At 69.3% G+C, this 20,496-nt stretch carries 20 protein-coding genes; 13 read left to right on the top strand and 7 right to left on the bottom strand.

What is annotated here, in order from left to right:
* Positions 1-48: 48 nt before the first annotated feature.
* Positions 49-1,218, bottom strand: coding sequence for an amino acid aminotransferase (locus EYW49_RS14775; protein ID WP_131310358.1), 1,170 nt, complete (start codon positions 1,216-1,218; stop codon positions 49-51).
* Positions 1,219-1,443: 225 nt separating this feature from the next.
* Between EYW49_RS14775 and EYW49_RS14770 the strand changes: the two genes are divergently transcribed.
* Positions 1,444-2,436, top strand: coding sequence for a LysR family transcriptional regulator (locus tag EYW49_RS14770; protein ID WP_131310357.1), 993 nt, complete (start codon positions 1,444-1,446; stop codon positions 2,434-2,436).
* Positions 2,437-2,497: 61 nt separating this feature from the next.
* Here the strand turns inward: EYW49_RS14770 and fabI are convergent, their stop codons facing one another.
* Positions 2,498-3,307, bottom strand: a complete 810-nt coding sequence (gene fabI, locus EYW49_RS14765; RefSeq protein ID WP_131310356.1) for an enoyl-ACP reductase FabI — start codon at positions 3,305-3,307, stop codon at positions 2,498-2,500.
* Positions 3,308-3,357: 50 nt separating this feature from the next.
* Positions 3,358-3,885: a MaoC/PaaZ C-terminal domain-containing protein gene (locus EYW49_RS14760; protein ID WP_228259623.1), complete on the bottom strand. Its 528-nt coding sequence runs from the start codon at positions 3,883-3,885 to the stop codon at positions 3,358-3,360.
* 434 nt (positions 3,886-4,319) lie between these two features.
* Between EYW49_RS14760 and EYW49_RS14750 the strand changes: the two genes are divergently transcribed.
* Both EYW49_RS14750 and EYW49_RS14745 read left to right on the top strand, forming a co-directional pair.
* Positions 4,320-4,982 (top strand): CoA transferase subunit A, encoded by a 663-nt coding sequence (locus EYW49_RS14750; RefSeq protein ID WP_131310355.1) that lies wholly within the window; start codon positions 4,320-4,322, stop codon positions 4,980-4,982.
* Positions 4,975-5,625 (top strand): 3-oxoacid CoA-transferase subunit B, encoded by a 651-nt coding sequence (locus tag EYW49_RS14745; protein ID WP_131310354.1) that lies wholly within the window; start codon positions 4,975-4,977, stop codon positions 5,623-5,625. Before EYW49_RS14750 ends, EYW49_RS14745 begins: the two co-directional genes overlap by 8 nt.
* Positions 5,626-5,722: 97 nt before the next feature.
* Here EYW49_RS14745 and EYW49_RS14740 read toward each other — a convergent pair whose 3' ends face one another.
* A complete protein-coding gene (locus tag EYW49_RS14740) occupies positions 5,723-7,045 on the bottom strand; it encodes a sigma-54-dependent transcriptional regulator (protein WP_131310353.1) in 1,323 nt (440 codons plus the stop codon).
* Positions 7,038-8,702, bottom strand: a complete 1,665-nt coding sequence (locus EYW49_RS14735; protein ID WP_131310352.1) for an ATP-binding protein — start codon at positions 8,700-8,702, stop codon at positions 7,038-7,040. The genes EYW49_RS14740 and EYW49_RS14735 overlap by 8 nt, the downstream gene beginning before the upstream one ends.
* Before the next feature lie 355 nt (positions 8,703-9,057).
* Between EYW49_RS14735 and EYW49_RS14730 the strand changes: the two genes are divergently transcribed.
* From EYW49_RS14730 to EYW49_RS14690, 9 genes are all read left to right on the top strand, one after another.
* Positions 9,058-10,425 (top strand): 2-hydroxycarboxylate transporter family protein, encoded by a 1,368-nt coding sequence (locus tag EYW49_RS14730; protein WP_323052995.1) that lies wholly within the window; start codon positions 9,058-9,060, stop codon positions 10,423-10,425.
* A 205-nt stretch (positions 10,426-10,630) separates the two neighbouring features.
* Positions 10,631-11,713 carry a [citrate (pro-3S)-lyase] ligase gene (gene citC / locus EYW49_RS14725; protein WP_131310351.1) on the top strand — a complete coding sequence of 361 codons (1,083 nt, stop codon included), beginning with the start codon at positions 10,631-10,633 and terminating at the stop codon, positions 11,711-11,713.
* A 24-nt stretch (positions 11,714-11,737) separates the two neighbouring features.
* The gene (citD, locus tag EYW49_RS14720; protein WP_131310350.1) at positions 11,738-12,031 is read left to right on the top strand and encodes a citrate lyase acyl carrier protein; all 294 of its coding nucleotides are present in this window, start codon (positions 11,738-11,740) and stop codon (positions 12,029-12,031) included.
* Positions 12,028-12,900 (top strand): citrate (pro-3S)-lyase subunit beta, encoded by an 873-nt coding sequence (gene citE, locus EYW49_RS14715; protein WP_131310349.1) that lies wholly within the window; start codon positions 12,028-12,030, stop codon positions 12,898-12,900. Before citD ends, citE begins: the two co-directional genes overlap by 4 nt.
* Before the next feature lie 14 nt (positions 12,901-12,914).
* On the top strand, positions 12,915-14,435 hold the full coding sequence (gene citF, locus EYW49_RS14710) for a citrate lyase subunit alpha (RefSeq protein WP_131310348.1): 1,521 nt from the start codon (positions 12,915-12,917) through the stop codon (positions 14,433-14,435).
* Positions 14,432-14,995: a citrate lyase holo-[acyl-carrier protein] synthase gene (citX, locus tag EYW49_RS14705; protein ID WP_131310347.1), complete on the top strand. Its 564-nt coding sequence runs from the start codon at positions 14,432-14,434 to the stop codon at positions 14,993-14,995. The genes citF and citX overlap by 4 nt, the downstream gene beginning before the upstream one ends.
* Positions 14,958-15,914, top strand: a complete 957-nt coding sequence (gene citG / locus EYW49_RS14700; RefSeq protein WP_228259622.1) for a triphosphoribosyl-dephospho-CoA synthase CitG — start codon at positions 14,958-14,960, stop codon at positions 15,912-15,914. Before citX ends, citG begins: the two co-directional genes overlap by 38 nt.
* A 73-nt stretch (positions 15,915-15,987) precedes the next feature.
* Positions 15,988-16,575 (top strand): RBBP9/YdeN family alpha/beta hydrolase, encoded by a 588-nt coding sequence (locus EYW49_RS14695; protein WP_131310346.1) that lies wholly within the window; start codon positions 15,988-15,990, stop codon positions 16,573-16,575.
* A 68-nt stretch (positions 16,576-16,643) separates the two neighbouring features.
* Positions 16,644-17,714, top strand: coding sequence for an isocitrate/isopropylmalate dehydrogenase family protein (locus tag EYW49_RS14690; protein ID WP_131310345.1), 1,071 nt, complete (start codon positions 16,644-16,646; stop codon positions 17,712-17,714).
* Between the two features lie 10 nt (positions 17,715-17,724).
* On the opposite strand, the gene EYW49_RS14685 is transcribed toward EYW49_RS14690, so the two are convergent.
* Complete coding sequence (locus tag EYW49_RS14685) at positions 17,725-17,931, bottom strand: hypothetical protein (protein WP_131310344.1); 207 nt, start codon at positions 17,929-17,931, stop codon at positions 17,725-17,727.
* Positions 17,928-18,323, bottom strand: coding sequence for a hypothetical protein (locus EYW49_RS14680; RefSeq protein WP_131310343.1), 396 nt, complete (start codon positions 18,321-18,323; stop codon positions 17,928-17,930). The genes EYW49_RS14685 and EYW49_RS14680 overlap by 4 nt, the downstream gene beginning before the upstream one ends.
* A 179-nt stretch (positions 18,324-18,502) precedes the next feature.
* Here EYW49_RS14680 and EYW49_RS14675 point away from each other — a divergent pair, with 179 nt between their 5' ends.
* The gene (locus tag EYW49_RS14675) at positions 18,503-20,494 is read left to right on the top strand and encodes an FAD-dependent oxidoreductase (RefSeq protein WP_131310342.1); all 1,992 of its coding nucleotides are present in this window, start codon (positions 18,503-18,505) and stop codon (positions 20,492-20,494) included.
* Positions 20,495-20,496: the final 2 nt, after the last annotated feature.

Raw genomic sequence — 20,496 nt, 5'->3', positions numbered from 1 at the left:
TCCGGCACGGCGCCCCCCGCAGGGAGCGCCGGCGCGGGTTCGGATGCGTCAGACGGACCAGCCCACGGCGGCGAGGGCGGCGACGAAGGCGGGGGCATCGCCGACCTGCAGGCCGGCGACGTTGATGCGGCCGGAGCCGGCCATGTAGACGCCGTGGTCGGCGCGCAGCGCGGCGATTCGGGCCGGATCGATCGGCAAGGTCGAGAACATGCCGTGCTGGGTGGTGAGGAAGGCGAGGCGCGGGTCGGCGGCGGCGAGAGCCGCCCGGACGGCGCGGACGCGGGTGCCCATGCGCAGTAGTTCGTCGCGCCACAGGCTGGTCAGCGTCGCGCTCTCGAGCACGGTGCGGACGATCGCCGCGCCGTGGTCGGGCGGCATCGACCAGTTGACGCGGGCCAGCGCGATCATGTTGGAGCGCATCACCTCCGCCGCGGCGGGGGTCGCGGCGAGGCCGAACAGGGCGCCGACGCGGTCGCGGTAGAGGCCGAAGTTCTTGTCGCAGGAATAGGCCACGAGGCCCTCGCCGAGATCGGCGAAGAGGGCGCGGACCCCGGCGGCGTCTTCGTCGAGGCCCTCACCGAGGCCCTGATAGGCGAGATCGACGAAGGGCAGAATTCCGCGGGCGCGCACCAGAGCGGCGACGCGGGCCCAGGCGGCGCGGTCGAGATCGCCGCCGGTCGGGTTGTGGCAGCAGCCGTGCAGCAGCACCACGTCGCCGGGGCCGGCGCTCTCCAGCGCCGCGGCGAGCGCGTCGATGTCGAGGCGCTGGCCGGCGACGTCGAAGAAGCGGTGGGGCACCAGGGTCAGGCCGGCGGCGGTGAAGATCGGCGCATGATTGGGCCAGGTCGGGGTGCCGATCAGCACACGGGCGCCGGGACGGGCGGCGGCGATCAGTTCGGCGCCGAGCCGCAGCGCACCGGTGCCGCCGGGGGTCTGGACGCCGAGCAGACGGGGACCGGGATCGACGCCGAAGACGATCGGCTTCAGGAGATCGACGAAGACCGGATCGCCCTCCGGACCGAGGTAGGACTTGGTGGTGCGGGTGTCGAGGAGGATGCGTTCGGCCTCGCGCACCGCCGCCATGATCGGCGTGACGCCGGTCTCGTCGCGATAGACGCCGACCCCGAGGTCGAGCTTGGTGGGCCGGGGGTCGGCGCGATGCAGGCCGATCAGGGCGAGGAGGGCGTCGGGCGGCTGGTCTGCGAGGGATTCGAACATGAGGAGCTCCGAACTTGCGTCGCCCGCAGTCTAGCCCGAGCCGCGATCGGACTTCGCGTGAAATCGCCACATCCCCCCGCGCAATCCGCCGCAGCCGGCGAAGAGGGCGCGGACCGCGCCCGCGGGCGTAATCCCTTGTCGGGATAGGCGGCTCGATGCGGGTCTGCTACCAGATTCCACCCCGTCGGCCGCGGCTCGATCGATGGGGCCAGGGCGGGACCGACCATGCAGCGCAACTCCGATCGAACCGGCACTTTCGAACGCGACGATCTCGACTGGGACGAGATCCGAACCTTCGCCGAAGTGGTCGATACCGGCAGTTTCTCGGAGGCCGCCCAGGTTCTCGGGGTCAACCAGGCGACGGTCAGCCGGCGGATCGCGCGGCTCGAAGACTGCGCCCGCACGGCGCTGTTCGAGCGCTCCGGCGGCGGCGCGGCGCTGGCGGCCGAGGCGCAGGAACTGGCCGAGATCGCGGCGCGGATCCGCCGTCAGGCGCACGAATTCGCCGATGCGCTGAAGAGTCTCAGGACCGCCAACGGCGCGGTGCGGATCAAGGCGACCGAACGGGTCTACAACTACATGCTGACGCCGCTGGTCACCGGCGTGCACATGGGGCCGTTGCAGGAGGTGATGGCGCGTCGGCCCGACCTGTTGATGCCGGGGATCCGGCTGGTCAGCGCCGAAGCCGGCGGCGAGGCGGAGATCGCGCTGGTGTGGAGCGCGCCGGGGGCGACGCCCGAGGCCGATCCCGACGACAAGGTGCGGCGGCTGGCGCGGCTGCGCTACGGGGTGTTCTACACCGACCCCTATTTTGCCGACGGACGCCGGCCGGTGCCGCGGGTGCTCGACGATCTGGCGCGCGACCACATGCTGGTCAGCCTGCCGCGGCTCGCCGGCACCGAGGATTGGAACGCCTGGGGGCGGTGGTTCGCGGTGGTCGAGAAGGCCGGGGAGCGGGCGACGGTGGTCGAATGGTCGAGCGTCAGCGAACGGCTGGTGCTGTCGGGGGCGGCGCTGGCGCTGCTGCCGGTCTACACGCCCTGCCTCAATCCCTCGTTGCGGGAGCTGCCGCTCGAGGATGCGCCGATCTATCTCGATCTGTGGAAGGTGACGCGGCGGGCCGCGGCGCGGCGTGCCGACGTACGCGAGATCGCCGAAAAACTGATCGCCATCTTTGCCGAGGTCGATTGGACGACGACGCGGACCGGGCCGCCGTGAGCGCCCCGATCCGTCTCGATCGGTGAGGAACGGGGCGCCGTGCGACGCCCCGCGCCGGCCGTCAGGCCATCATGTTGTAGCCGCCGTCGATGTGCACCAACTCGCCGTTCACCGAACGGGCGAGGTCGGTCATCAGGAAGGCCGACAGGGCGCCGACTTCGTCGATCGAGGTCAGCTGATGGGTCGGGGTGCGCTCGATGACCTTGCTGATCAGATCGTCGAAGTTGCCGATGCCGCTGGCGGCGCGGGTCTTGAGCGGGCCGGGCGACAGGGTGTTGACGCGGATGCCCTGGGGGCCGAGTTCGGCGGCGAGATAGCGGGTGACGCTCTCCAGCGCGGCCTTGACCGGGCCCATCAGGTTGTAGTTGTCGACGACCTTCTCGGCGCCGAGGTAGCTGACGGTCTGGATCGCGCCGCCCTCCTGCATCAAGGGCTCGGCGAGCTTGGCCATGCGGATCAGCGAATGGCAGGAGACGTCCATGGCCAGCATGAAGCCGTCGCGCGAGCAGTCGACGACGCGGCCGTGCAGGTCGGCCATCGGCGCGAAGGCGATGGCGTGCAGCAGGAAGTCGAGACGGCCCCACTTGGCTTCGATCTCGGCGAACACCGCCTCGATCTCGCCGGGCTTGGTGACGTCGGCCTGGAGGATCAATTCGGCGCCGAGTTCTTCGCCGAGCGGCCGCACGAAGCGATCGGCCTTCTCGTTGAGATAGGTGATGGCGAGGTCGGCGCCGATGGCGCGGTAGGCCTTGGCGCAGCCCCAGGCGATCGACTGGTCGTTGGCGATGCCGACGACCAGGCCCTTCTTGCCGGCGAGGCTGGGGGCGAGGGCGGCGAGGGCCTGCGGGAGGACGGTGACGGTATCGAGCATGGGAGTCTCCAGGTCAGGGCGCGGCGCGTCGGGGCGCCGGCGAACGGAATTCACAGGGTGGCGTCGATGCGCACGGTCGGCAGCTGCGGCCGCGGGCGACGGATCTTTTCGGCCGGGGCGATCACCAGCGCGGTGCCGAGGATCACGTCCTTGCCGGCCTGGTTGGTGCAGCGGCAGTCGAAGGTGATCTGCTTCTTCTCGTCGTTCTTGGCGGCGACGGTGACCGTGACGGTGACCGTGTCGCCCGGCCGGACCGGACGGCAGAAGCGCAGATCCTGCTGCAGATAGATGGTGCCGGGGCCGGGCAGGGTGGTGCCGAGCAGCGCCGAGACCCAGCCGGCCGAGAGCATGCCGTGGGCGATGACGCCCTTGAACATCGAGGCCTCGGCGTAGTCGGCGTCGAGATGGGCGGGATTGACGTCGCCCGACACCGCCGCGAACAGCAGGATGTCGCGGGTCGAGACGAGATGGGTGGCGGACGCCGAGCGGCCGATCTCGAGTTCGTCGTAGGTGACGTTCTCCATCATCTCGGGGAGGAGGACGATCGGTTCCTGCGGGCGGGCGACGACACCGTTCATGGTGGACATCCTCGGATCGGACGGGCGCGGTCGGAAGGTCGGAAGCGGCGCCGTCGATGTTGCGTTGCACTATGGCGGTATCGATAGCGCCGAAGGGTGTGGCATTCCACAAAATAAACGCGAACTGCAATGCATGTGGTCATGCATCGCTGATGCACGTGGCCATGCATCCATGCATTCACTTCTGATCTGTCCAATGTTCACGATCGCCTCTAAGAAGACGTCACTGGTTCTGATCTCACGGTTGAACGTACGCATTCGTACATCGCAGGCTGAGCCTGCGGCGAAAACGTAAGGGTTTTACCGAAGCCTCGTGGTTCTCTCAATAAGTCCCACACTTCGAGGTTCGATCTCGAGCCCGGAGGCGATTCCGCATGTGCGGTTTCAGCTTTCGCACTGCCGAACGGGCGAAGAACAGCAACGGGAACGTCCACATGAGCAAAGTCATTCGTCTCGCCGACGTCGTCGAGACCATCCCCGATGGAGCGACGTTGATGATCGGCGGCTTCCTCGCCGTCGGCGCGCCGCTGCGCCTGATCGGCGAGTTGGTCCGCCAGGGCCGCAAGGATCTGACGATCATCGTCAACGACACCAACCGCGCCGGCCTCGGGGTCGGTCGGCTGATCGCCGCCCGTGCGGTGCGCAAGGTGGTGGCCAGCCACGTCGGCACCAATGCCGACACCCAGCGCCAGCTCCTGGCCGGCGAGATCGAGGTCGAGCTGGTGCCCCAGGGCACGCTCGCCGAGCGGATCCGTGCCGGCGGCGTCGGACTGGGCGGCATCCTCACCCCGACCGGGGTCGGGACGCTGGTCGAGGACGGCAAGCCGGTGATCGAGGTCGGCGGTCGGCGTTTCCTGCTGGAGACGCCGCTGCGCGCCGATTTCGCGCTGATCGCCGCCAAACACGCCGACCACAAGGGCAATCTCGACTACGCCCTGACCGCCCGCAACTTCAACCCGTTGATGGCCATGGCCGCCGACACGGTGATCGCCGAGGCCCAGGACATCGTGCCGGTGGGCTGCATCCCTCCCGACCAGATCGTCACCCCCGGCGTGCTGGTCGACCACCTCGTCGCCAAGGAACAGAGCCATGGATGAGAAGACCCTGATCGCCGCGCGGGTCGCCCGCGAAATGACCGACGGGATGCTGGTCAATCTCGGCATCGGCCTGCCGACGCTGGTGGCGCGCCATCTGCCCAAGGGAATCGACGTGTCGTTCCAGTCCGAGAACGGCCTGATCGGCATGGAATCGCTGCCCGAGGCCGGGCTCGCCGACGACGACCTGATCGACGCCGGCGGCACGCCGATCGGCGCGGTCGCCGGGGCTTCGGCCTTCGACAGCGCGATGTCCTTCGGGCTGATCCGCGGCGGCCACATGGACGTCACGGTGCTCGGCGGCCTCGAGGTCGACGCCGCCGGGCGTCTGGCCAACTGGATGGTGCCGGGCAAGATGGTGCCGGGCATGGGCGGGGCGATGGATCTGGTGACCGGCGCCCGGCGGGTGATCGTTGCCATGACCCATACCGCCAAGGGCGCGCCGAAGATCGTCGCGCAGTGCTCGCTGCCGCTGACCTCCGAGCGGCGGGTCGATCTGATCGTCACCGAACTGGCGGTGATCGTCCCGACCGAAGCCGGGCTCGAGCTGCGCGAGACCGCGCCGGGGGTGTCGATCGCCGACGTGATCGCTGCGACCGGGGCGACGCTGATCATCCCGGCGGTAGTGCCGACGATGGTGATCTGAACCGACGGGGGGGACCCGCGGCCGCACCCTTCGCTCGCCCCGGGGGTGCGGCGGCGGTCCGTCGCCGGCGGGCGTGGTCTTTCCACGGCCACGCCCGTCAGTCGGCGCTCTCCAGGCCGCATTTGCGGATCTTGTCGAACAGGGTCGACTTCGGCACGTTGAGCAATTTGGCGGTCTTCAGCACGTTGCCGTTCTGGCGGCGCAACTCCTCGGTGATCAGCGAGCGCTCGAAGGCGTCGACCGCCTCGCCGAGCGGCACCGGCCGGTCGGCGACCGGCGAGCCGAGCGGCAGGCCGATGCCGAGCACGTGGCGTTCGGCGAGATTGCGCAATTCGCGGATGTTGCCCGGCCAGCCGTAGCCCATCAGATCGCGCACCGTGGCGTCGTCGATCTCCGGCGGTTCGCGCCCGTGGCGCAGCGCGGCCTGGGCGACGAAACCGTCGAACAGCAGCGGCACGTCCTCGCGCCGGGCGCGCAGGGGCGGCAGATCGATGGTCACCACCGCCAAGCGGAAATAGAGATCGGAGCGGAAGCGGCCCTGGCGGCCCTCTTCGGCGAGGTCGGCCTTGGTCGCCGCGACGATGCGGAAGTCGACGGGGATCTCCTTGTTGGAGCCGAGCCGTTCGACGACGCGCTCCTGCAGGACGCGCAGGAACTTGATCTGCATGGCCATCGGCATGCTCTCGATCTCGTCGAGAAACAAGGTGCCGCCGGCGGCGTGTTCGATCTTGCCGATGCGCTTCTTGACCGCGCCGGTGAAGGCGCCGGCCTCGTGGCCGAAGATCTCGCTCTCGAACAGCGTCTCGGGCAGGCCGCCGCAATTGAGCGCGACGAAGTTGCCGCGCGCCCCGGAGAGATCGTGCAGGCAGCGGGCGACCAGCTCCTTGCCGGTGCCGGTCTCGCCGCGGATCAGCACGTCGGCGCGGCTCTTGGCGACCCCGGCGATGGTGTCGCGGACCCGCCGCATCGGTTCGGAACGGCCGATGATCCGGCTGTCGAGACCGCCGAAGGCGGCGAGCTGGCGGCGCAGATCGCGGACCTCGAGGGCGAGGCCGCGCTTGTCGACGGCGCGGCGGACCACGTCGACCAGGATCTGCGACGAAAAGGGCTTCTGGATGAAGTCGTAGGCGCCGTCGCGCATCGCCTGGACGGCGGTGGCGACGTCGCCGTGGCCGGTGATCAGGATCACCGGCAAGGTCGGATCGCGGGCGACCAGCTCGCGCATGAAGGAGAGGCCGTCGCGGCCGGGCAGGCGGATGTCGGACACCACGACGCCGGGAAAGTCGGGGCCGATGCGGCGTTCGGCCTTTTCGACCGAGCCGACGCCCTCGGCGCGCAGGCCTTCGAGGATCAGCGCCTGGAGACAGCCGAGGCGGACGTCTTCGTCGTCTTCGATGACCAGAACCTGGAGATCAGTCACGGGTGTCACTCGCCTCTTCGCTCGAGGGCAGGTCGAGGGTGAACAGGGCGCCGCCGTCGGGGAGCCCGGTGGCGCTGAGGGTCCCGGCGAAGGCCCGGGCGATGTCGGCGGAGATCGCCAGACCGAGGCCGAGACCGAGGCCGTCGCCGCTCTTCTTGGTGGTGAAGAAGGGTTCGAACACCCGCGTCTCCATGTCGGGGGTGAGGCCGACGCCGTTGTCGACGACGCGGACCACGGTGCGGCCGTCGACCGCCTCCCACGACACGCGGACCTGGGCGTCGGCGATGCCGCGGGTGGCGTCGAGGGCGTTGCCGACCAGATTGACCAGGATCTGTTCGAGGCGGATGGCGTTGGCGCGGGCCGAGACCGGCGTCGCCGGCGGATCGACCACGACGCGGGCGGCCTCGCGGCTGGTGCGGTGGCCGAGCAGCGCCAGGGCGTTGTCGACCGAGCGGGCGATGTCGACGTCCTCGAGGTCGCCGCTCGACCGCCGCGCGAAGGAGCGCAGATGGCCGGTCAGCACGCCCATGCGCTCGACCAGATGGCCGATGCGTTCGAGGTTGAAGCGCACGGTGTCGTGGTCGCCGCGATCGAAGAAGCGTACGGCGTTCTGCGACAGGGTGCCGAGCGCGGCGAGCGGCTGGTTGAGCTCGTGGGCGATGCCGGCGGAGAGCTGGCCGATCACCGCCAGATTCTCGGTGCGGATCAACTCTTCCTGCATCGCCTTCAACTGCTGCGCCGCCTGGATGCGTTCGACGATCTCGGCCTGGAGATGCTGGTTGGCGGCACTGAGTTCGGCGTTGCGGGCTTCGACCTTCTCCTCCAGCGCCTCGTTGACCCGCTCCAGCGCAGCGCGGGCGGAGTCGCGTTCGATCAGATAGTTGCGGAACACGTCGACCGCGGCGGCCATCCGGCCGATCTCGTTCGACCCTTCGAGGCCGGCCACCGAGACGGTGCGGTCGCCCTCGGCGAGGCGGTGCATGGTCTCGGTGATGCGGTCGATTGGCCGGCTGATCGAACGCACCACGATCACCACGAAGCCGACCATCAACAACAGCGCGGCGCAGAACAGCGACAGGTTGAGGCGCATGGCGCGATCGAAGGTCGCCACCGCCGCCGCCCCGGAGCGATCGGCGCCGCGGTCGTTGTAGGCGATGGCGGCGTTGACCGCGGCATTGACGTCGTCGAAGGCGAGGCGGGTGCGGCCGTTGACCAGGGCGGAGAGTTCGCCGGCGCCGAGGCGCGCGAGGTTCTCTCGGACGGCTTTTTCTTCGCCGAGGTAGATCTGCCAGCGCTCCATCGCGGCGGTGAAGCCGAGGCGCTCTTCGGGGTCGACGAGACGGGCTTCGAACACGCGGGCGAGACCGCCGACGTCGGCGACACGCTGGTCGGCCATGGCGAAGACCTCGGCGCGGTCTTCCGGCTCGGGGGTCAGGATGGCGCGGACGAAGCGCAGGCGGTGGCTGGCCATGGTGTATTTCATCTCGGCGAGAATCCGCACCGACGGCAGCCAGCGCCCATAGAGCTCCTCGGTGGCGCGGTCGACGGTGGTCATGGCGGTCAGCGACGACAGACCGACGGCGACCAGCAGCATCAGGCTGACCGCCATCGCGACGATCAGTCGCGTGCGGATGGTCACGTCGGCGATCACGCTCACGTCGTCCTCCTCGCCGGATCGCGGCCGGCCGCGGCCGCATGCGCCGCGGCGCGATGATAGAGCCCGCTGTCCGGCCGGCGCAATCGGGGCGGCGCGGCCCGTCGCGCGGATTTCCGGTTTTCCGGAAGCGGTCCGGACGGCATTTCCGGAAACCCGTCCGCGGACCCCGGCCGCAACCTCGCCGATCGCCGAAAAGTCCTTGTCGGTCAAGGGCTCGGCGGCGATCGGGCAGGTGGCATGTCGGTTGCTGGAGAGAAGGTCGATCCGACGTCGCCGCGCGGATTCGGGCCGATCGCACGCCCGGGGCGAGGCGAGGCGCGAAATCAAGAAGACCAGAGATCGTCAGGAGGAATCGATGACCCTACCCATGGACGGGTCGCTGATCAGCGACAGCAAGACCGAAGCGGCCAAGGCCGTCCCCGAGAAGTTCTGGCCGCGCGGCTGGTGGAAGATCGTCGACTTCAAGATCGGCATCGTGCCGCTGCCGATCTTCGTGATCCTGGTCGGGCTGATCGGCTATTATTCCTGGATCGGCAAGCTGTCGGGCGAGATCACCATGGCGATCGGCCTGTTGGCGGTCGGCGGCTTCGCCTGCGGCGAGCTCGGCAAGCGCACACCGATCCTCAACAAGGTCGGGGCGGCGGCGATCTTTGCGACCTTCATCCCGTCGGCGCTGGCCTTCTACAAGATCCTGCCGGCGGAAGTCGTGCGGGTGACCACAGAATTTTCCAAGCAGAGCCAGTTCCTCTACCTGTTCATCGCGGCGATCATCGTCGGATCGATCTTCGCCATGGATCGGCAGGTGCTGATCAAGGGCTTCCTGAAGATCTTCATCCCTCTGGCGGTCGGCTCGATCGTCGCCGGCTTCGTCGGCACGATGGTCGGCATGGCGCTCGGCAAGACGGCCTACGAGACCTTCTTCTTCATCGTCGTGCCGATCATGGCCGGCGGCGTCGGCGAAGGCGCGATCCCGCTGTCGATCGGCTATTCGGAGATCCTGCATCAGCCGCAGGGCGAGTTGTTCGCCACCGTGCTGCCCTGCGTGATGCTCGGCTCGCTGACCGCGATTCTGCTGTCCGGCGCCCTCAACACCCTGGGCAAGCGCTATCCGCACCTGACCGGCGAAGGCCAGTTGCAGCCCGGCGTGTCCAACGACATCGCGGCGTCGGAAGAGAAGGTCGACCCGGCGTCGATCGACATCGCCACCATCGCCGGCGCGCTGGTCACCGCCTGCACCTTCTATCTGGTCGGCATGCTGGTGTTCAAACTGACCGGCCTGCCCGGTCCGGTGGCGATGCTGTTCCTCGCCGTGGCGATCAAGCTCGGCCACGCGGTGTCGCCGCGGCTCCAGGCCGGCGCCGGCATCGTCTACAAGTTCTTCCAGGTCGCCGTCACCTTCCCGCTGCTGTTCGCGGTCGGCGTGTCGATCACCCCCTGGGACAAGCTGGTGGCGGCCTTCAACCCGACCCACTTGGCGATCATCGTCTCGACGGTGGTGACGCTGATGGCCACCGGCTTCTTCGTCGGTCGCCGGATCGGCATGTACCCGATCGAATCGGCGATCGTGAACGCCTGTCACTCGGGCCAGGGCGGGACCGGCGACGTCGCCATCCTGACCGCCGCCAACCGCATGGGGCTGATGCCCTTCGCCCAGATCGCCACCCGCATCGGCGGTGCCATCACCGTGACGGTGGTGCTGATCGTCCTCTCGCGGATCGTGTGATTTCGACCTGGTCCGGCCCGCCGGCTCCTTGCGGAGTGGTGGGCCGGACCCCGATCGACGGCGCCGGTCGCGCCCGTCGACGGACCGGCGTGGCGGCCGACAGATGACGATATGACGAAGAGAATTCTCATTGCCGTATGTGAAATGCAGTAATGACTTTCGTCGAATCGGCCATTATGTTCGCGCCACCTCGAAAGACGGCAACATGACGGAAGAAATCATAAGTTACGCCATCGATCCGGCGCTTCAGTCGGACGAGCGCGACGAGGTCTGTGCCCTGCTGGCGCGCTCCGGCCTCGATTACGAGCAGGGCGTGGAGGCCTTCGTCGTGTTCCGGCGGGCGCGTCGGCTGATCGCCTGTGCGGGCCTCGAGAAGAACGTCGTCAAGTGCACGGCGATCGATCCGGAGCTGCGCGGCGAGGCGCTCGGCCTGCGCCTCCTGACCGAGGTCGTCCACCTCGCCCACGAGCGCGGCCACAGCCATCTTTTCCTCTACACCAAACCCGAAAACGTCGACTTCTTCCGCTCCTGCGGCTTCTATCCGCTGGCCGAAGTGCCCGGCTACGTGACGCTGATGGAGAACACCCCGATCGGCATCCGCAGCTATTGCGACGGGCTGCGGCGGCTGCGCCACGACGGCGCGGTGATCGGGGCGATCGTGATGAACGCCAACCCGTTCACCCGCGGCCACCGCTATCTGGTCGACCGGGCGGCGGCGGCCTGCGATCATCTCCACGTGTTCGTGGTCGCCGAGGACGCCTCGCTGATCAGCTACCGCGACCGCTTCGCCCTGGTGAAGTCGGGCATCGAGGGGATCCCGCACCTGACCCTGCATCCGGGCTCGGAATACATGGTGTCGCGGGCGACCTTCTCGGCCTATTTCTTCAAGGAGAAGGGGGTGGTCGGCGACTGTTTCACGGCGATCGACCTGCTGCTCTTCCGCAACTGGATCGCCCCGGCGCTGGGCATCACCCATCGCTTCGTCGGCACCGAGCCGTTCTGCCGCACCACCCACAAGTACAACGCCGACATGCAGCACTGGCTGCGAGAGGACGTCTCGCCGGCGCCGGCGATCGCGGTCGTCGAGATCCCGCGGGTGGTCCACGACGAGGTGCCGATCTCGGCCTCCGAGGTCCGCCGCCTGCTGGCGACCGGCGATTTCGCCCGGATCGGCGGCCTGGTGCCGCCGGCCACTCTGGCCCTCCTGATGGCCAAATACCGTCAGGATCGACCTTCCGCCGCCCGTGGCGGCCCGGGCGAGGCCGCGGTCAACCGCGCCTCCGCCTGATCGACGAGAAGAGGGACTTCGCAGATGAAGATCGTGAGAGAGGCGCTCGCCGGGACGCTCGAGTCGAGCGACCTGATGGTGCGCATCGCCCCCCGCGAGGAGGGGCTCGAGGTGGTGTTGCAGAGCGAGGTGATCCACCAGTTCGGCACCCAGATCGAGGCGGTGGTGCGCGAGACGCTGGCCAAGCTCGCCATCGTCGACGGTCTGGTGGTGATCGAGGACAAGGGCGCGCTCGACTGCGTGATCCGCGCCCGGGTGCAGACCGCGGTGCAGCGCGCCGTGGACGAATGGACCGCCGAATGGAGTGCGCTGTCATGAAACTGCGCCGCAGCATGCTGTTCCTGCCGGGCTCGAACGCGGCGATGTTGTCGACCGCCTTCGTCTATCGGCCTGATTCGATCATGTTCGACCTCGAGGACGCCGTCTCGCTGCGCGAGAAGGATTCGGCGCGGATGCTGGTGTTCCACGCCCTGCAGATGCCGATCTACCGCGACATCGAGACCGTCGTCCGCATCAACCCCCTGTCGACGCCCTTCGGCATGAAGGACCTCGAAGCGGTGGTGCGGGCCGGGGCCGACGTCATCCGCCTGCCCAAGACCGATACCGCGGCCGACGTCCACGCACTCGAAGCCGAGGTCGAACGGATCGAACGGGAATGCGGTCGCGAGGTCGGCTCGACCAAGCTGATGGCGGCGATCGAGAGCGCCTCGGGCGTGGTCAATGCGCTGGCCATCGCCACGTCGTCGAAGCGGCTGATCGGCATCGCGCTGGCCGGGTTCGACTACGTCATGGACATGCAGACCGAACGCGGCGACGGCACCGAGCTGTTCTACGCGCGCTGCGCCGTGCTGCACGCCGCCCGCTACGCCAAGATCGACGCCTTCGACGTGGTGTTCGGCGATCTCAACGACGAGGCCGGCTTCCTCAAGGAGGTCGATCTGATCAAGCGGCTCGGCTTCAACGGCAAGTCGCTGATCAATCCGCGCCAGATCGAGCTGTTGCACAACGCCTTCGCGCCGACCGAGGAAGAGGTCGACTATGCCCGCCGGGTGGTCGCCGCGGCCGCCGCCGGCGAGCGGCAGGGGCTCGGTGTCGTCTCGCTCAACGGCAAGATGATCGATGCCCCGGTGATCGACCATGCGCGCGTCGTGCTGCGCCGGGCCGAAGCCTCCGGCGTGCGCAAGTGATCGAGGACCGACCGATGACCCATTCGACCGAAGCCCGGCTCGCCGACGTGTCCCTGCCCGCCGGCCTCGAGGCCTTCTCGGGCGTGACGGCGCGGGCGCCGCATCTCGCCACCCAGACCCAGAAGCACGGCCGCAAGCTCGCCGCCAGTCTCGAGGACGCGATCCGCGCCTCGGGGCTCAAGAACGGCATGACCATCTCGTTCCACCACGCCTTCCGCGAAGGCGACAAGACCATCAACTTCGTGGTCGACAAGCTCGCGGCGATGGGCTTCCGCGACCTGACGCTGGCGCCGTCGTCGCTGTTGTCCTGCAACTTTCCGCTGATCGAGCACATCAAGTCGGGGGTGATCCGGCGGATCTACACCTCGGGCATGCGCGGCAAGCTCGCCGACGCGATCTCGCACGGCCTGATGGAGACGCCGATCAACGTGCATTCGCACGGCGGCCGGGTGCATCTGATCGACCGCGGCGAATTGACCCTCGACGTCGCCTTCCTCGGCGTGTCGACGGCCGATGTCTTCGGCAATGCCAACGCCATCTCCGGGCGGTCGCGCTGCGGCTCGCTCGGCTATGCGATGGTCGATGCGGCGCGGGCCGGCAAGGTGATCCTGCTCGCCGAGGAGATCGTGCCCTTCCCCAACGCCCCGGCGTCGATCCGGCAGGATCAGGTCGACTTCGTGGTCAAGGTCGACCAGATCGGCGATCCCTCGAAGATCTCGGTCGGCGCGGCGCGGATGACCTCCAACCCGCGCGAGTTGCTGATCGCCCGTCTGGCGGCGGAGGTGATGGAACACGCCGGGTTGTTCGAAGAGGGCTTCTCGCTGCAGACCGGCACCGGTGGTTCGGCCACCGCGACCACCCGTTTCCTCGAGGACCGGATGGTCAAGAAGGGGATCAAGGCGGCCTTCGCGCTCGGCGGCATCACCGGCCCGATCGTCGATCTGCACCAGAAGGGGCTGATCGGCCGGATCATCGACACCCAGAGCTTCGACGCGGTGGCGGCGGAATCGCTGCGGGTCAATCCCGAGCACTGGGAGATCTCGACCAACACCTACGCCAACCTGACCTCCAAGGGCGCCTATTGCGACCGGGTCGACATGGTCATCCTGTCGGCGCTGGAGATCGACCTCGACTTCAACGTCAACGTCATCACCGGGTCGGACGGCGTCATGCGCGGCGCCTCGGGCGGGCATTCCGACGTGGCGGCCGGGGCGGCGCTGGCGATCGTGGTCGGGCCGCTGATCCGCTCGCGCATCCCGACGGTGGTCGAGAAATGCACCACGGTGGTGACGCCGGGCGAGACCATCGGCGTGTTGGTCACCGATCACGGCATCGCGGTCAATCCCAACCGGCCGGAGGTCGCCGAGCGGCTGAAGGCGGCAGGTCTGCCGGTGATGACCATCGAGGAGCTCTATGCCCGGGCGATCTCGCTGACCGGCAAGCCGCAACCGATCGAGTTCCTCGACCGGGTGGTCGGGCTGATCCGCTATCGCGACGGCACGGTGATCGACGCGGTGCGGCAGGTGAAGGGATGACGGACGCGCCGCGCGATCGTCGGGCCGGGCCGGTGCCGCCGCTCGCGGCGGTGCTCGCCGCCCGCGAACGGCGGGTGGCGCGACGGGATGCGGCGCTGGCGGCGGGGGCGGCCACGGTGGTGGTCGTCACACCGGTGATGCCGGGTCCGGTCAAACTGTGCGGAATTGCCAGCGACGCGCAAAGCGCCGCGCTCGCCGCGCTCGCGCATCTGTTCGCCGAGGCCGGGTGGGCCCACGCGACGGTCGGCACGGAGAGTGCGGCGACCGGCTTCGAAGCGATCTTCGCGGTGGCGGCCGAGCCGCTGGCGGTCAAGCGGGCGACGGTCGCCCTCGAGGACGGCCATCCGCTCGGGCGGTTGTGGGACATCGACGTGACCGGGCCGGACGGCGCCACCTTGTCGCGGCGCGATCTCGGTGCGGCGCCGCGGCGCTGTCTGGTCTGCGATGCGCCGGGGCACGCCTGCGCGCGGTCGCAGGCGCATCCGCTGGACCAACTGTTGACGGTGATGGAGGAGAGGCTCGATGCAGCGCATGCCGACGATCCCGACCCGCGCACCTGAACCGCGGCCCGCCCGGCGGTCGGCGGTCGTGGGTCGGCGCGGCGCCGGCCTCGCGGCGGCGGTGGCGGCCCTGACCCATGAGGCGCTGGAGCGGGAATTTCTGCTCACCCCCAAACCGGGGCTGGTCGACCGGCGCAACACCGGATCGCATCGCGACATGGATCTCTCGACCTTCGCGGCCAGCGCGGCGGCGATCGCGCCCTTCGCCGCTCCCTTCTTCCGGCTCGGGCGGGCGGCGGCGGCGCTGCCGGCCGAGGCGGTGCTGGCGACGCTCCGGCCGACCGGGCTCGAAGCCGAACGGGCGATGTATGCCGCGACCGGCGGCGTCAACACCCACAAGGGCTCGATCTTCGCCTTCGGACTGGCGGCGGCGGCGGCCGGGCGGGTGGTCGGTCGCGGTGACGCGCTCGACGCCGAAGCGGTTTGTGAGGACGTCGCGGCGATCGCCGCGGGGCTGGTCGAACGCGAGCTCGGACCGACCCACGAAGCGACCACCGCCGGCGCGGCGATCCACCGCCGCTTCGGCCTGACCGGCGCGCGCGGCGAGGCGGCCTCGGGCTTCGCGACGGTGCGCCACGGTTCGCTGCCGGTGCTGACGGCGGCGCTCGATCGTGGCGTCGGCACCGAGCGGGCGCTGCACGCCGCCTTCCTGCATCTGCTCGAGCACAACCCGGACACCAATCTGGTGGCGCGTGGCGGGCCGCAAGGCGCGGCCTTCGCGCGGGCCGCGGCGGCGGCGCTGCGGCGGCGTGGCGGCATCGACGCCCCGGACTTCGTCGCGGCGATGGAGCGGCTCGACGATGCCTTCATCGCCGCCAACCTCAGCCCCGGCGGCAGCGCCGATCTCCTGGCGTTGACGTGGTTTCTCCATCGCTTGCCCGCGCTGGCGGCAGATCCGCCGCCGCGTCGTCGCAGTTGAAGTCCGACGGCGCCACGCCTACCCTGACCGAAACGCGACCTCTTCCCTCGGCTCGAACGCGGCCTCCGACGCCATGATCGTACTCCACACCCGCAAGACTCTGGAGGCCGTCGCGGAAGCTTCGCGGCGATACGATCTCGTCCTGGTGCCGGGCTTCAAGGACAGTGGCCCGGAACATTGGCAGTCGCTGTGGCAGACCCAGAGCCATGCCTTCCAGCGGATCACCCAGCGGCGCTGGGACAATCCCGACGTCGAGTTGTGGATCGCGGCGATCCAGCGCCTGCTCGCCACCCGGCGGCGGCCGGCGCTGCTGATCGGCCATTCGCTGGGCGCGCTGGCGTCGTGCTGCGTCGCCGCCGACGGCCATCCGATGGTCGCCGGCCTGATGCTGGTGGCGCCGGCCGAGCCGACCCGGTTCGAGGCCGAAGATCGGGTGCCGCAGACGCCGCTCGGGGTGCCGAGCCTGGTGATCGCCAGCCACAACGATCCGGTGATGCGCTTTCCTCGGGCCGAACACTGGAGCCGGCTGTGGCAGGCCGATCTGGTCGACGTCGGCGACGCCGGTCACGTCAACGCCGAATCGGGCTTCGGGCCGTGGCCGCACGGGCTCGATCTGATCCTCGATCTGGTCCGCGCCGTCGACCGCCGCGCCGAACCCTGATCGCGCCTCCGCCCGTCCTTCCGCTCTTCGCCGCGCCGACCCGGCCGGCATCGCCTCGAGGGTCCGTCATGCATATTCTCGTCCTCGCCGGCGACGGCATCGGCCCGGAGATCACCGCGGCGACACTCTCGGTGCTGCGCGCCGTCGATGCCGGCCTCGGGCTGGGGCTGCGGCTCGACGAGCGCGCGATCGGCCTCGCGGCACTGGCCGCCGAAGGCACGACCCTGCCGGCGGCGGTGACGGCGGCGATTCCCCAGGCCGACGGGGTGATCCTCGGGCCGGTCTCGACCTACGACTATCCGCCGCGGGAGGCCGGCGGGATCAACCCCTCGGCGGAGCTGCGCACGCGGTTCGAGCTCTACGCCAACATCCGCCCCTGCCGGTCGCGGCCCGATCTGTCGATCCTGCGGCGGCCGATGGATCTGGTGATCGTGCGCGAGAACACCGAGGGCTTCTACGCCGACCGGGCGATGTTCGCCGGGTCCGGCGAGTTCATGCCCGATCCCGACATGGCGCTGTCGTTGCGCAAGATCACCGCCAAGGGGTCGGCGCGGGTGGCGCGCGCCGCCTTCGAACTGGCGGCACGGCGGCGGCGCAAGGTCACGGCGGTGCACAAGGCCAATGTGCTGAAGCTCGGCGACGGGCTGTTCCTGCGCGAGGTGCGGCGGATCGCCGCCGAGCATCCGGAGATCGAACTCGACGAGATGATCGTCGACGCCGCCGCCGCGCGGCTGATCCGCACGCCGGACGCCTTCGACGTGATCGTCACCACCAACATGTTCGGCGACATCCTGTCCGACGAGGCCTCGGAACTGTCCGGCAGCCTCGGGCTCGGCGGTTCGATCAACGCCGGCGACACGGTCTGCGTGGCCCAGGCGCAGCACGGTTCGGCCCCCGACATCGCCGGGCAGAATCGCGCCAATCCGACCTCGCTGATCCTGTCGGCGGCGATGCTGCTCGACTGGCGGGCGCGGCGGAGCGGCGACGCCCGGCTCGCCACGGCGGCGCGGGTGATCGAGGACGCGGTCGACACGGTCCTGGCGGATCCGGCGTGCCGCACCGCCGATCTCGGGGGCCCGCTCGGCACCGGCGCCTTCGCCGACGCCGTGACGGCGGCGGTGGCCGGCGCCCTCGGGTGAAGCGCGCGCGTCAGCGCGGGGCGGCGCAGTCGCGACGGCCGGAGAGCGCGCAGGTCTGGAGCCGATCCCAATCGTGGACGGCGGTGATCAGCCAATAGGCGACGCCGACCAGGGCGATCGCGAAGACCAGCGCCGGGAGGATGCTCGGCCGCGACGGCTTGCGCGGCGGGCCGGGCGGCCGCGGCGCGGAGGTCGGGTCCGGATCGGGGTGGGTCATGTCGCCGTCTCCTCACGGTCGCGCCGCGCGCGGCCGCGCCGCCCGTCTGTCCGGAGCGGTTTCCGATCCGATTGCGTCAGCTCGAAGACCGCGCGGGCGTTTTCTCGGCGCCGGTCATGGCGATCCGCGCCGATACGGTCCGCGCGGCGGTGAGCTCGGCCGCCGGTGCGGCGGTGCGGTCGGGTGGGAGGGGCGATTTCTCCCGGGGGTCGTCGCGTCGCGATGTGCTCGCCGTGGTCGCAAGCGGCGGCCGGCGATATTTCATTCATTCGTCGTAAAGGGATGAACGTACGTAATCGCCCGCCCTTCGTCTTGGAAATTACTTCGATGAATCCATGAAGATATTTCAGGGTACAGCAAATGCGGTCTCTGAAATATTTCAGTTCATGCATGGAGACATGCGTCGACTGCGTCGTTGTCGCTGGTCGGGCTCCGTGTCAGGCTCACATGAACGATCCTGTCGCCGGCCGAAATTTTCGGATCGGCCGATGGGGCGCCGACCGTGGGTCGGTGTGCCGCGCTGGGGGTGGAGGTCGATCCGCTCTCGCGTCGAGCCGTATCGGAGGCCAAGATGGTACGCGTGTCTTACGGCGTGTGGGACGGGGTGGTACGGGACAACCGCGGCCTGATTCCGGTCGAGATCGCCCCCGATCCCGATCTCGAGGGCTTCGAGTACTTCAACGACGGCAATCCGATTCGCGCCTTCATCGGCGACCGGGGCTTCGTGGTGTTCGATCCGGAGGTCGATCTGGTCGACGCTCTGTGGCGGCACATGGATCGGGCTGCCGAGGAGTCCTGCGGCAAGTGCACGCCCTGCCGGGTCGGCGCGCCGCTGATCCGCGATGCGCTCGCCGAAGTGCGGGCCGGGCGCGGCAGTGAGGAAGGCTGGCAGCGGATCGCCGCGCTCGCCCACCAGATGGCGGAGACGTCGCTGTGCTATCTCGGTCAGTCGAGCGCCAATGCGCTGCTGGCGGCGATCGAGCATTTTCCCGAACATCTGAAGCCCGGCGGCGCCCCGGCGCCGGTCGACAACGGCATGAGCTACGTCACCGCGCCCTGCGTCGAGGCCTGCCCGTCGAAGGTCGCCGTGCCGCGCTACATCGACTTCATCAAGGACGGGCGTCCGGATCTGTCGCTCGGCGTGATTCTGCGCAAATATCCGATGGCCGCGACCTGCGGCCGGGTCTGCGTGCGGTTCTGCGAGATGGCCTGCCGGCGCAACGCCATCGACGAGCCGGTCGGCATCAAGATCCTCAAGCGCTACGTCGCCGACCAACAGGCCGGCCTGCACGGGCCGATCTTCTCGCCCGACATGATCCCCACCCGCCTGCCCGACTCGATGCGGGTGGCGGTGGTCGGCGGCGGCCCGGCCGGCGTCTCCTGCGCCTATCACCTCCTGCTGCGCGGCTACCACGTCGACGTGCTGGAGGCGGCCGAGGTGGCGGGCGGCATGGCGCGGTCGGGTATTCCGAGCTACCGCCTGCCCAAGGACGTGCTCAAGGCGGAGACCGACACGGTCGAGCAACTGGGCGGTCACTTCCGCTTCGGCCAGGCGCTGGGCCGGGACTTCACCATCGATGATCTGTTCGAGCAGGGCTACAAGGCGGTGTTCCTGGGGCTCGGCTGTGCCAAGGGCACATTGCTCGGCGTCGCCGACGAAGATCCGAGCCTGAAGGGCTATTTCTCCGGCATCGACTTCCTGCTCGAGGTCCACAACCACGTCGAATACGGCGCGCCGCTGGCGCTGCACGGCGAAGTCGCGGTGGTCGGCGGCGGCAATGTGGCGATGGACTGCGTGCGCTCGGCGCTGCGGCTCGGCGCCTCCAAGGTGCACCTGATCTATCGCCGCACCGAGGCCGACATGCCGGCCGACCACGAGGAGATCGAGGCGGCCAAGCAGGAGGGCGTGATCTTCCACTGCCTGACCAATCCGTCGCGGATCCTGTCCGAAGACGGTCGAATCGTCGGCATGGATCTGATCGACATGCGCCAGACGGTGCCCGACAAGAAGGGGCGGATCGGGGTCGAGCCGATCCCCGGCACCGAGCACGCCTTCCGCTGCGACGTGGTGGTGGCGGCGATCGGCCAGCAGGTCGACAAGCAGACGCTGCCGGCGAGCGACGGGGTGCAACTCGACAAGTGGGGCTGCGTGGCGATCAACCCGCAGACCCTGGTCACCACCCGGATGGGGGTGTTCGCCGGCGGCGACTGCGCCTCGGGCGCCTCGACGCTGATCCACGCCATGGCGATGGGGCTGAAGGCGGCGCGGGCGATCGACGACTATCTGCGTCATGGCCACGCCCGGTTCTTCCCGCGCACCCGGATGCGGCGCCTGCTCAACGAGAACAAGCTCCTGTCGGGCGAGTGTTTCGAAGTGCCGGTGGCCCACCAGTATCGGATCGACATTCCCAACCTCTCGCCCGACGAACGTCGCCGGACCTTCGAGGAGGTGGAGAAGCCGATCACCGCGGCGGAGGCCTATCGGGAGGCGGCGCGCTGCCTGCGCTGCTACCGGGTCTATTCGGTGGTCACCGAGACGGCGGTACCCGGCGGGACGCGCTGAGC

Source organism: Siculibacillus lacustris (assembly GCF_004328075.1).
GTDB classification, from domain to species: Bacteria; Pseudomonadota; Alphaproteobacteria; order Rhizobiales; family Ancalomicrobiaceae; genus Siculibacillus; species Siculibacillus lacustris.
Note: the sequence above shows the minus strand (reverse complement) of the source record. Positions and strands in the feature narration are given on the sequence as shown.

Excerpts from the sequence above, each read along its gene's own strand:
- EYW49_RS14775 (WP_131310358.1), bottom strand. The coding sequence starts at position 1,218 with ATGTTCGAATCCCTCGCAGACCAGCCGCCCGACGCCCTCCTCGCCCTG.
- EYW49_RS14770 (WP_131310357.1), top strand. The coding sequence starts at position 1,444 with ATGCAGCGCAACTCCGATCGAACCGGCACTTTCGAACGCGACGATCTC.
- fabI (WP_131310356.1), bottom strand. The coding sequence starts at position 3,307 with ATGCTCGATACCGTCACCGTCCTCCCGCAGGCCCTCGCCGCCCTCGCC.
- EYW49_RS14760 (WP_228259623.1), bottom strand. The coding sequence starts at position 3,885 with ATGAACGGTGTCGTCGCCCGCCCGCAGGAACCGATCGTCCTCCTCCCC.
- EYW49_RS14750 (WP_131310355.1), top strand. The coding sequence starts at position 4,320 with ATGAGCAAAGTCATTCGTCTCGCCGACGTCGTCGAGACCATCCCCGAT.
- EYW49_RS14745 (WP_131310354.1), top strand. The coding sequence starts at position 4,975 with ATGGATGAGAAGACCCTGATCGCCGCGCGGGTCGCCCGCGAAATGACC.
- EYW49_RS14730 (WP_323052995.1), top strand. The coding sequence starts at position 9,058 with ATGACCCTACCCATGGACGGGTCGCTGATCAGCGACAGCAAGACCGAA.
- citC (WP_131310351.1), top strand. The coding sequence starts at position 10,631 with ATGACGGAAGAAATCATAAGTTACGCCATCGATCCGGCGCTTCAGTCG.
- citD (WP_131310350.1), top strand. The coding sequence starts at position 11,738 with ATGAAGATCGTGAGAGAGGCGCTCGCCGGGACGCTCGAGTCGAGCGAC.
- citE (WP_131310349.1), top strand. The coding sequence starts at position 12,028 with ATGAAACTGCGCCGCAGCATGCTGTTCCTGCCGGGCTCGAACGCGGCG.
- citF (WP_131310348.1), top strand. The coding sequence starts at position 12,915 with ATGACCCATTCGACCGAAGCCCGGCTCGCCGACGTGTCCCTGCCCGCC.
- citX (WP_131310347.1), top strand. The coding sequence starts at position 14,432 with ATGACGGACGCGCCGCGCGATCGTCGGGCCGGGCCGGTGCCGCCGCTC.
- citG (WP_228259622.1), top strand. The coding sequence starts at position 14,958 with ATGCAGCGCATGCCGACGATCCCGACCCGCGCACCTGAACCGCGGCCC.
- EYW49_RS14695 (WP_131310346.1), top strand. The coding sequence starts at position 15,988 with ATGATCGTACTCCACACCCGCAAGACTCTGGAGGCCGTCGCGGAAGCT.
- EYW49_RS14690 (WP_131310345.1), top strand. The coding sequence starts at position 16,644 with ATGCATATTCTCGTCCTCGCCGGCGACGGCATCGGCCCGGAGATCACC.
- EYW49_RS14685 (WP_131310344.1), bottom strand. The coding sequence starts at position 17,931 with ATGACCCACCCCGATCCGGACCCGACCTCCGCGCCGCGGCCGCCCGGC.
- EYW49_RS14680 (WP_131310343.1), bottom strand. The coding sequence starts at position 18,323 with ATGCATGAACTGAAATATTTCAGAGACCGCATTTGCTGTACCCTGAAA.
- EYW49_RS14675 (WP_131310342.1), top strand. The coding sequence starts at position 18,503 with ATGGTACGCGTGTCTTACGGCGTGTGGGACGGGGTGGTACGGGACAAC.